9 protein-coding genes are annotated in these 9,514 nt (G+C 57.1%); 1 reads left to right on the forward strand and 8 read right to left on the reverse strand.

Going from position 1 to position 9,514, the window contains the following annotated elements:
• Positions 1–42: 42 nt before the first annotated feature.
• From HLUCCO03_RS00635 to HLUCCO03_RS00665, 7 genes are all read right to left on the reverse strand, one after another.
• The gene (locus HLUCCO03_RS00635) at positions 43–1,170 is read right to left on the reverse strand and encodes an NAD(P)/FAD-dependent oxidoreductase (RefSeq protein WP_027829844.1); all 1,128 of its coding nucleotides are present in this window, start codon (positions 1,168–1,170) and stop codon (positions 43–45) included.
• Complete coding sequence (locus HLUCCO03_RS00640) at positions 1,170–2,492, reverse strand: cyclopropane-fatty-acyl-phospholipid synthase family protein (RefSeq protein WP_027829843.1); 1,323 nt, start codon at positions 2,490–2,492, stop codon at positions 1,170–1,172. Before HLUCCO03_RS00640 ends, HLUCCO03_RS00635 begins: the two co-directional genes overlap by 1 nt.
• A gap of 242 nt (positions 2,493–2,734) precedes the next feature.
• The gene (locus HLUCCO03_RS00645) at positions 2,735–4,030 is read right to left on the reverse strand and encodes a TRAP transporter large permease subunit (protein WP_027829842.1); all 1,296 of its coding nucleotides are present in this window, start codon (positions 4,028–4,030) and stop codon (positions 2,735–2,737) included.
• Positions 4,027–4,572 (reverse strand): TRAP transporter small permease subunit, encoded by a 546-nt coding sequence (locus HLUCCO03_RS00650; RefSeq protein WP_027829841.1) that lies wholly within the window; start codon positions 4,570–4,572, stop codon positions 4,027–4,029. The genes HLUCCO03_RS00645 and HLUCCO03_RS00650 overlap by 4 nt, the downstream gene beginning before the upstream one ends.
• 100 nt (positions 4,573–4,672) lie before the next feature.
• On the reverse strand, positions 4,673–5,749 hold the full coding sequence (locus tag HLUCCO03_RS00655; RefSeq protein ID WP_027829840.1) for a TRAP transporter substrate-binding protein: 1,077 nt from the start codon (positions 5,747–5,749) through the stop codon (positions 4,673–4,675).
• Positions 5,750–5,924: 175 nt separating this feature from the next.
• Complete coding sequence (locus tag HLUCCO03_RS00660; RefSeq protein ID WP_027829839.1) at positions 5,925–6,992, reverse strand: PA0069 family radical SAM protein; 1,068 nt, start codon at positions 6,990–6,992, stop codon at positions 5,925–5,927.
• Positions 6,993–7,056: 64 nt separating this feature from the next.
• Complete coding sequence (locus tag HLUCCO03_RS00665; protein ID WP_027829838.1) at positions 7,057–7,521, reverse strand: hypothetical protein; 465 nt, start codon at positions 7,519–7,521, stop codon at positions 7,057–7,059.
• 158 nt (positions 7,522–7,679) lie between these two features.
• Between HLUCCO03_RS00665 and HLUCCO03_RS00670 the strand changes: the two genes are divergently transcribed.
• Positions 7,680–8,753, forward strand: a complete 1,074-nt coding sequence (locus HLUCCO03_RS00670; RefSeq protein ID WP_027829837.1) for a beta-N-acetylglucosaminidase domain-containing protein — start codon at positions 7,680–7,682, stop codon at positions 8,751–8,753.
• Between the two features lie 17 nt (positions 8,754–8,770).
• Here HLUCCO03_RS00670 and HLUCCO03_RS00675 read toward each other — a convergent pair whose 3' ends face one another.
• On the reverse strand, positions 8,771–9,478 hold the full coding sequence (locus HLUCCO03_RS00675) for an SIMPL domain-containing protein (protein ID WP_027829836.1): 708 nt from the start codon (positions 9,476–9,478) through the stop codon (positions 8,771–8,773).
• Positions 9,479–9,514 lie beyond the last annotated feature (36 nt).

Here is a 9,514-nt window from a genome sequence, read left to right on the forward strand (position 1 = left end):
TATAGCCGGGCAGACTCTTTCTGCCCGGTTTTTTGGTTTCAGTCAGCCGGTGGCTGTTTCCAGCGGGGGCACCTGTTGATGCAGGAACCACTTCTCGGTAACCACCTTGCGGGTAAACCAGTGTGACCGCATCAGGGTGCTGGCCAACGGCAACTTGAGCCAGTCGGGAACCTGCCAGCCGTTATCCCGGGAAGCGGCACGGTTTCCAAAACGGCGGGCAATGGCCTCGCCGTAGGATTGCAGTGACTGGGCAGAATAGTCCTCCGTGTTACGGATAATATCTGCCGCTATCAATGCGGACTCGATGGCCGGCCGAATGCCCTCGCCACTCTGGGTATAGGCCAGCCCAGCGGCATCACCGATCAGCAACAGGCCATCATCCGCCAGTGGTCGCTCTGCATGGTCATAAAGCAGGTAGGCATGGCCCTTGAACCGGCCGGGCAGGTCCGGCGGAATGCGCCCTTCCGATTTCATCTCCTCGACAAAGGCATTCAGGTGCTCTGTGAGCTTGTGGTTGTCTTCACGCCCAAGACCAATATTCAGGTAGTTACCCTTGCGGAACACCCAGGCATAACCTTTCAGGTCGCGGCAGAACCAGAGTTCCGGCGTGTCCCCCCGGGCTTCACAGGCTTCCGCCTGCTCCGGCGTCATTTCAAATTCCACTTCCTTGGCTGCGACCACCGTCTCGTGACTTCCAGGGCCATCACCAAGCAGTTTCGCAACCGGACAGAAGTGACCTCCGGCGCCCACGATCAGGGGCGCTTCCCAGGTATCATTGACTACCCAGTTACCATCCCGGCGAATGATGGACTTGACCGGCGTTTTCAGTTGTTTTGGCGCCTGTACCCGGTCCAGCAGATAGGCGTCGAACTCGCAACGCCGGATGCCATAGCTGACCACATCACCATGGTCGTTGACCACGGCGGGCTGGCCCATCATGCCGATACGGAATTGCCGGATGGGCTGAAGGGTGCGGCTCGCTCCATAGTCGGCCGGATCGATGTCCAGGCTTTTCATGACTGCTGGTGTGACCCAGCCGGCACAGGTTTTGTCCCGGGGGAAATCCTGTTTGTCGATGATGAGGATTCGCTTGCCGCTGTCCCTGAGGGCATGGGCCAGTGTTGATCCGGCTGGCCCTGCGCCAACGATGATCAGGTCGTAGTACTCCATTACCAGGCCTCCGGAGCAGCAGGGAAGGTGTAGATATCCTGTCGGCTCTGGGGCAGCTCGTTGTTCTCGCCGTGGGTGAATACCACCTGGAACAGCTGCAGGGAGCCGGCCCGGAACGCCGCAATGGAGCCGGCCAGATACATCTCCCAGGCACGGGCGAAGTGCTCGTCGTACATGTCTGTGACCTTGTCGATGTTGTCTTTGAAGCGCTCCATCCAGTGGCTCAGTGTCTGCGCATAATGCAATCTGAGATTTTCAACATCCAGCACTGAAAAGTCTCCATGTTCACAAATGCTCATAAACTCGGAGATGCTGGGTGGATAGGCCCCGGGAAAGATGCGTTTTTCGATCCAGGCGTTCATCAACATGGGGCGGTTACGGCCAATGCTGTGCAGCAGGGCCAGGCCACCGGGCTTGAGGGAGCGCCGGATCAGCTCTGAAAGCCCATTGAAGTTTTCTTTGCCAACATGCTCCAGCATGCCAATGGAAACGAAGGCATCGTATTGCCCGCTGATATTGCGGTAATCGTCCTCGACGTAGTCAATCAGGTGGTCCAGTTGCTGGCGTCTGGCTTCTTCCCGGGCATAGGCCAGCTGCTCCTTCGATATGTTATAGGCGTGAACCTTGGCCCCATAGTTACGGGCCATATAGCGGGCAAGGCCGCCCCAGCCACAGCCGGCCTCCACCACGGTCATGCCGGGTTTCAGCCGAAGTTTGCGGCAGACATGTTCGAGTTTGGCCAGTTGGGCCTGTTCCAGGGTCAGGTCGGGCGTTTCATAGTAGGCGCAGGTGTATTGCATTTCCGCCTGGTCCAGCCACAACTGGTAAAATTCGTTGCCCAGGTCATAGTGGTGATGAATATTCTCTTTCGCCTCGGAGACTCCGGTTGACCGGGGATTGTGGTTGCGCCAGAGCGCTTCCAGCCATTTGGGCCACTGCTGCCTTGCCTTGTGGACAGCCCGGTAAAGGGCTTCCATCAGCTCCGGCAAATCGCCATCCACCTGCAGCCTTCCGGCTGCGTACAGGTCGCCAAATGCGAGGTTCGGATTGGTGACCAGCGTGAACAGAGCCTTGGGGTCGGAGAGCCTGAGAGTAAATCGCGCCTGCCCCGTCGCGGGTTCGATCAGTTCGTCATTCCATAACTGAAACCGCACCGGCGGAGAGCCTGCCATGCGCATCAGTTTTGCAACAAGCCAGCGCTCATAGCTGTGAGGCGCCCTGTCCGCCTGCTCGTCTTCCAGGGGCAGCCTGAGAACATGTGGTTTGTGTTCCTGATTGTCGTCCCTGGCGTCGGTGGACTTCCGTGCGGTGCTCTGATTCATGAATCCTTTTCTCCCTAAATCGCTGGTTAATCACGGACTGATGTCGACTTTTTCAGGCCAACAGTGATTCAGCATCAGGGCGTGTCCCGATATCACAACTGAGAATCGCCTGTCTTGGTTCAGTATAGGAAACCACTGCAGTTTGTCATGTTTCGGGAAAATTGAAGGGAGCTATGGCGCCAATAGAGGAGGGTAAAGAGAATGGGTACCGGGGCCAGGAGGCCCCGGTACAGTCACTTCCGTCAGTAGGAGGAACTCATCCCGAAAAATTCGGGGAAGATGATTATTAACGCCAGAACCAGTATCTGCATCAGGATAAACGGCATAACCCCTTTGTAGATATCCGTCGTTCGTATCTCGGGCGGTGACACGCCTTTCAGATAGAACAGACTGAACCCGAACGGGGGTGTCAGGAAGCTGGTTTGCAGGTTCATGGCGATCAGGATGGCAAACCAGAGCATGTTGATGCCCAGTGCTTCAGCCACCGGCGCCAGAATGGGCACGATAATGAAGGAAATTTCCACGAAATCGATGAAGAAACCCAGTATCAGGATGACCAGCATCGCCAGGATAATGAAGCCCCATTTCTCACCGGGAAGCTGCAGCATCCACTCTTCCAGGAGGTAGTCACCCCCGGTGTAGCTGAAGACCATCGAGAAGGCGGTTGCACCGATGAGGATGGCGAACACCATGGCGGTCACCTTGACCGTGTCCTTTGACGCATCCCAGACCATCTGGAATGAGAACTGGCGGTAGATAAGGGCCAGTACGACCGCGCCAACACCACCCAGCGCCGACGATTCTGTGGGTGTGGCAATACCGGCGAAGATGGAGCCCAGTACAATGACAATCAGTGCCAATGGCGGGATGATGGCAAGCAACGCTGCCTTGATCTCGTTGCCACGGGACAGACCGCTGTCATCGGGCATGGCCGGGGCTGTTTCGGGCTTGAAACGGGTCAGAACGAGAATGTAGACGATGTAAAGCCCGATCAGAACCACGCCGGGCAGTACGGCGGCCTTGAAAAGATCGCCCACGGGCAGCCCGAGTACATCACCGAGAATGATCAGGATGATGGACGGAGGGACAATCTGGCCCAGGGTGCCGGCGCCGCAGATGGTGCCTGTGGCAAGCCGCTTGTCGTAATTGTGGGCAAGCATGACCGGAAGCGAGATCAGGCCCATGGCCACCACGCTGGCCCCCACGACGCCGGTAGAAGCCGCAAGCAGGGCACCCACCAGGATAGTGGAGATGGCCAGGCCTCCGGGCAAACCACCAAACAGCCTGCCCATGGACGTCAGTAACTGAGCCGCCAGCTTGGTGCGCTGGAGCACAACACCCATGAAGATAAACAGGGGAACCGCCATCAGTGTGGTGTTCTGCATCACGCTCAGGATGCGATAGGGCATGAAGGCAAACAGATCCATGCCTTCAGCAAAAATGCCGAAAAACAGCGCGACGCCGCCAAAGGTAAAGGCAACCGGGAAGCCAAGCATCAGCATCAGCAGGGCAACACCGAACATAATCATGCCAATCATGCCAGCCCCTCCGCACCGTGTTTAGTATCGTAGCTTTTCTCTCCTGACATCACCCGTATGGCATGAGTCGCCATATTGAGGCCGGCGATCGCGGTGAATACCGCTGAAATGGGAATCACGCTCTTGATAACCCAGCGATGAGGCAGTCCGCCCGGGTCGCCACTGCCTTCGCCCATATTGTAGGACTCAACGGTGAAATCGTAGCCGTAGTGCCAGATCAGGTAAGAGAAGGGGATAACGAAGATAAAGGCCCCGACGAGATTGATCCAGGCCTTGGTCTTGTCGCTCCAGCGGGCGTACAGGACATCCACCCGCACGTGCCCGTCAGTCCGCAGGGCGTAGGGTATGCCCAGCATGAAGACGACCGAGTAAAGGTGCCACTCCATCTCCTGCATGGCGATCGAAACATCATTGAAAACATAGCGGGCGACCACGTCAAAAAAGACGTTGGCCGCCATCAGTATCATTGCGGCACAGGCTACCCAGCCACAAAATGTGGACAGGCGTGCCAGGCCCTCGTCCAACTTGATAATCCAACGCATTGATTGCCCTCTGCCAGCCAAACCAGCGAATTTCATTTGCTTTAAACGAGAAAGCCGGGACCACTTCAAGAGCGATCCCGGCTCCGTAACTGCCGATAGTTTACTCTACTTCTGACATCGTGTTGAGATAAGCTCGCTCTGAAATGTCCGTATAGGCGCGGCTCTGCTCCAGGTACTCTTCCTGGGACTTCACGATTCTTGCGGCCTGCTCGCCTTCATCAGCGGCCTCTTTGAGGAGCTTTTTGTTGGCGTCATACATGGCCTGGAAAATTTCCTTGGGGAACTGCTTGATCTGGACGTTGGGATATTCTTCCTTGATGGTGGCCCAGGCTTCCGCGTTCGCGTGCTGGGAGTGTACCAGCATGTCGTAGGAACCTGTGCGCATGGCGACCTTCATGATTTCCTGCAGGTCAGCAGGCAATTTGTCCCATACCTTCTTGTTGATCAGGAACTGCAACTCAGTGGCAGGCTCATGCCAGCCGGTGTAGTAGTAATCAGCAATTTGCTGGAAACCAAGGCGCAGGTCCAGTGCCGGGCCTACCCACTCCACGGCGTCAATGGTGTTGCGCTCCAGCGCAGTGTAGAGCTCACCCGGTGCGATGTTGGTGGGCCTTACGCCCACTTCCGCGAAAACCTCGCCCTGGAAGCCAGGGATACGCATTTTGAGCCCGTCGAGATCGTCGAGGGACTTGATTTCCTCGCGGAACCAGCCACCCATCTGCACGCCAGTGTTACCACCGGGGAATGACAGCATGTTGTGGGGCTCGTAAACCTCTTCCATCAGTTCCATGCCACCGCCGTGGTAGAACCAGGCATACTGTTCAATGGCGTTCATGCCAAAGGGCATGCTGGTGAAGAACAGGGTATTGGGTACCTTGCCTTTCCAGTAGTAGGAAGCGGAATGCCCCATATCGTACTGGCCGGCCTTGACCATATCAAACACACCCAGCGGGGACTTGTGCTTGTTCGCGGAGTCGATGCGGATCTTGAGCCGGCCGTCGGACATTTTCTCGACGCGCTCGGCAAAATTCTTGGTGGTGTCACCGAAGATCGGGAAGTTGGGTCCCCAGGTTTCAGCAAGCTTGAGGGTGAAGGTTTCTTGTGCAAATGCCTGTGTTGAAGCGAGGGTGGTCGCTACTGCCAGCACAGCTGCAGATAGAACAGAACGGATCTTCATTGCTCTTCTAGCCTCTTTTGTCGTTGTTTTGGTCAGAGCCTCTTCCGTTATCGGAATGAGTAACTCTTGACTCTAGTTCAAGTTAACAATAATCGACAGTCAACGGAACGGAAAACCGCTGTCTCTAATACCTAGGTCTTAGTGGACGTTATGCCCGCCGAACCCTTGATACGGGCTACAGGCCGAAAAGGGTCATTTGCTGGCCCCCGGGTCGCTGGAAAAGATCCTTGCGCAAGGGTTCCGCCTCATGACGGCCAAGCCCCAGCGCGCGGGTTGCCCGGTTAAACCGCTGTCTCACCAGATCCGCATAGGGGCCGGTGCCTGTCATGCGCTTGCCCCACCGGGAATCATAGCTTTTGCCGCCCCGGAGATCCCGGATGCGATTCATGACGTGGTCAGCACGCTGGGGAAAATGGCGCTGCAGCCAGTCCCGGAAGAGCTCGTCCAGCTCCAGGGGCAGGCGCAGCATGATCCAGCTTGCCCGCCGGGCGCCTGCGTCAGCAGCAGCCTGCAGTATGGCCTCGATTTCGTGGTCGTTGATGAAGGGTATCACCGGGCCGAGAATGATTCCTGTTGGTACGCCGGCGGCAGACAGTTCACGGATTATTTTCAGCCTTGTGGCCGGCGCGGCGGTGCGGGGCTCCATTTGCCGTTTCAGTGAACTGTCCAGGGTCGTCAGGCTGACCCGGACGGAGCAGAGGCCCTGGCCGGCCAGTTCAGACAGAAGATCCAGGTCCCTCAGAATAAGTGCACCTTTGGTGATGATTGAAACCGGGTGGCGATAGTCCGCCAGTACCCTGAGAATGTCCCGGGTGATTTCCCGTTGTTTCTCAACGGGCTGGTAGGCATCGGTATTCACCCCGAGGGCGATAGGGGATACCTGGTATCCGGGTTTGTCCAGCTCCCGGCGGAGCTGGGCTGCGGCATTGGGCTTGGCAATCAGCCGGGTCTCGAAATCCAGCCCTGGCGACATGTCCCAGTAGGCGTGTGTCGGCCTGGCAAAGCAATAAATGCAGGCATGTTCGCAACCGCGATAAGGGTTGATGGACTGGTCAAAGGGCACATCCGGTGAGCGGTTGCGGCTGATGATGGTCCGCACCTGTTCGTTCACCACTTCGGTGGCAACAGAGTCGGGGCATAGCTGGTCATCCGGGTTCTGATACCAGCCATCGTCACATTGCCGGTCGGTGACGATGGTTCTGAAGCGGTTGTGGGGATTGAGGGATGTGCCTCGGGTTTTCATGATCGGCATCCGGGTACTGTTTATCTATACAGTACTCCGGGTGCGACGTGATTTCCAGTAGTCTCTAGAGGTCGTTCATCCGGCCGATCTGGCTCGCCAGTCTCATGGCTTCGTGTTCTTCCATGGCCCGGAGCGATTCCACCAACTCCTTTGCTTCCGGAATTTCCGCCTTTCCTGCCAGGCTGTCGTACAAGTCCATCAGCTGGTCATGGAAATGGAAGATTTCCTGGACGATGCCGTGAAAGTCGAGGTTGTCGTAATGGCCGTCGCAGGTATGGTGGGTCTTGATGGGCTTGTGCTCGTTGTTCAGGTAATCATACAGTCGGGTCTTGAGCGCCTTTGGATCTGCCTGCTTCTCGAACTCCGCGGTAATGCGCGCCAGTTCAGACTCGTGATCCGAGAGGTAGCCAAGCAGAGCCCGGGCGCGCTCTTCCTGGTTTTTCGTGGCGCTTTCCGCCAGGCATCGGGAAAGATGGGCATGGAGCTCCCGAGCCCAGATAATCAGATCGTCAAAGGTTCTTATCTCCATTCCTGTGCTCCCTGGTTGCAGTTGTTCTGATGATTTATCTGAAACACTGATTATGCAAGTCTAGCGGACATTCAGGTGCCTGTCCGATGACCGGGGTCAAGCAATGGGTTAACCTTGGCGCCAGATGATCCGTACCTGAAATCGGAAGATGAAATCGTATGGCAGACATTCCATCCCTGGGAATCATTGAAGGCTTCTATGGCCCTTTATGGAGCTGGAAGGAGCGACGACAGGTGGTTCAAGCCCTGGCTCCCCATGGCTACCGGCAGTACTGGTATGCCCCCAAGGCGGATCCCTATCTCCGCCGGCGCTGGAGCGAGCCCCATCCGGATCTGCAGGCCAGTGAGCTGTCTGACTTTGCCCGCTTCTGCCGTGGGCAGGGTGTGGCATTCAGCGTCGGTCTGAGCCCGTTTGAGGTTTTCAACAACTTCGATGACGCCGCAAAAAAGGCGCTGGCGGAAAAGCTGGCGGCCTTTGACCGGTTGGGAATCCAGGGACTGGCAATACTGTTTGATGACATGAAAAGCAACACACCGGACCTGGCGGCCCGCCAGGCGGATATCATTCACTGGGTCGCCGAACGAACCAGTGCCGGCCAACTGACTGTCTGCCCGAGTTATTATTCCGATGATCCGGTTCTCGACCGGGTGTTTGGTCAGCGCCCGGCGGGTTATCTGGAGGATCTGGGCAGGGCTCTGGATCCGGCGGTGCAGGTGTTCTGGACAGGTGAGGAAGTCTGCTCCCGGGAAATCTCCCCGGGCCACCTGCGTCGCGTTGCCGGACAGCTCGGGCGCAAACCGGTGCTGTGGGACAATTACCCGGTGAATGACGGTGACCGCATGTCCCGCCACTTGCATCTGCGTGCCTTTACCGGAAGACCCGCCGCCAACAGTCCGCACCTTAAGACCCATGCGATCAACCCGGCCTTGCAGCCAACCCTGACAACCATACCCGCCATAACCCTGGCACAAAGCTATGAGCAGGGGGCGGAATACCAATACGGCCAGGCCTTCCATCTGGCCGCTGAAGAGGTGCTGGGAAAGGAGCTGGCGCGGCAGGTAGTGACGGATCTTCTTGTCCTGGAGGATGCGGGGCTCGGCAGGATCAGCAGTGAGCGCCTGGGGACAATGATCGAAAGTTATGGTCGTTTTGATCACCCTGGCGCCACGGAAATTCTGAACTGGCTGGCCGGAAAGTATCAGGTTACCGATGAAATGGTACAGACCCAGTAATCCAGACCAGGCAGTGGTCAGTTCAGGTAGTATTCGACGGTGGTCACGACCCTGACGGTTTTCACCGGCTGCTGTCCTTCGCTGATCCCGGGTGCCTGATCCCTGGGGAGAATCTGGAATACACCCTGGTTCGCCTGGCGCAAATCTCCCAGTTTGGTATTTGCGTCCCGCGCAAATTGTGCCGCGGCTTCGCGGGCGGCGGCAGTGGCCTCGGCAATCATTTCAGGTTTGATATCATTCAATCTGTTAAACAGGTACGTGGGCCCGCCGGGACCATAGTCAGACGACAGGATTACGCCGGAATCCACCAGCTCGCTGACGGACTGGGCGGCCTGGCGAACGCGCTCGATGTTGTCGCTGCGCACCATCAGGGTCTGGTTGATGATGAATTTCTGGATGTTGTCACCCTGGTAAGGATTGGCACGGGTATCCGTCACATCCAGACGCTGCAATTCCACCGCTTCGGTATCAATGGCCTGAAGTTTGAGAAAAGCCATAATGCTTTCGCGGCTTTCGTTGGCTTTTTCCCTGGCTTCATCCAGGCTGTCGCCTGTGGCCACGAAGCGCAGGGGCCACAATGCCAGGTCTGCCTGTACCTCCCTTTCCGCCACACCTTTGACAGTGACGAAACGGTCGCCGGTTCGAAGCCCGGTCAGGCCATCTGCAATCAGTGAGGCGGATATAATGGCGGCAATGGCCAGTATCAGGGTGGGCAGAAGTTTCATCACGGCATCCTTGTGTATCGCTGTGGCAGATACGAT

This window comes from Marinobacter sp. HL-58 (genome assembly GCF_001314605.1).
Lineage (GTDB): Bacteria > Pseudomonadota > Gammaproteobacteria > Pseudomonadales > Oleiphilaceae > Marinobacter.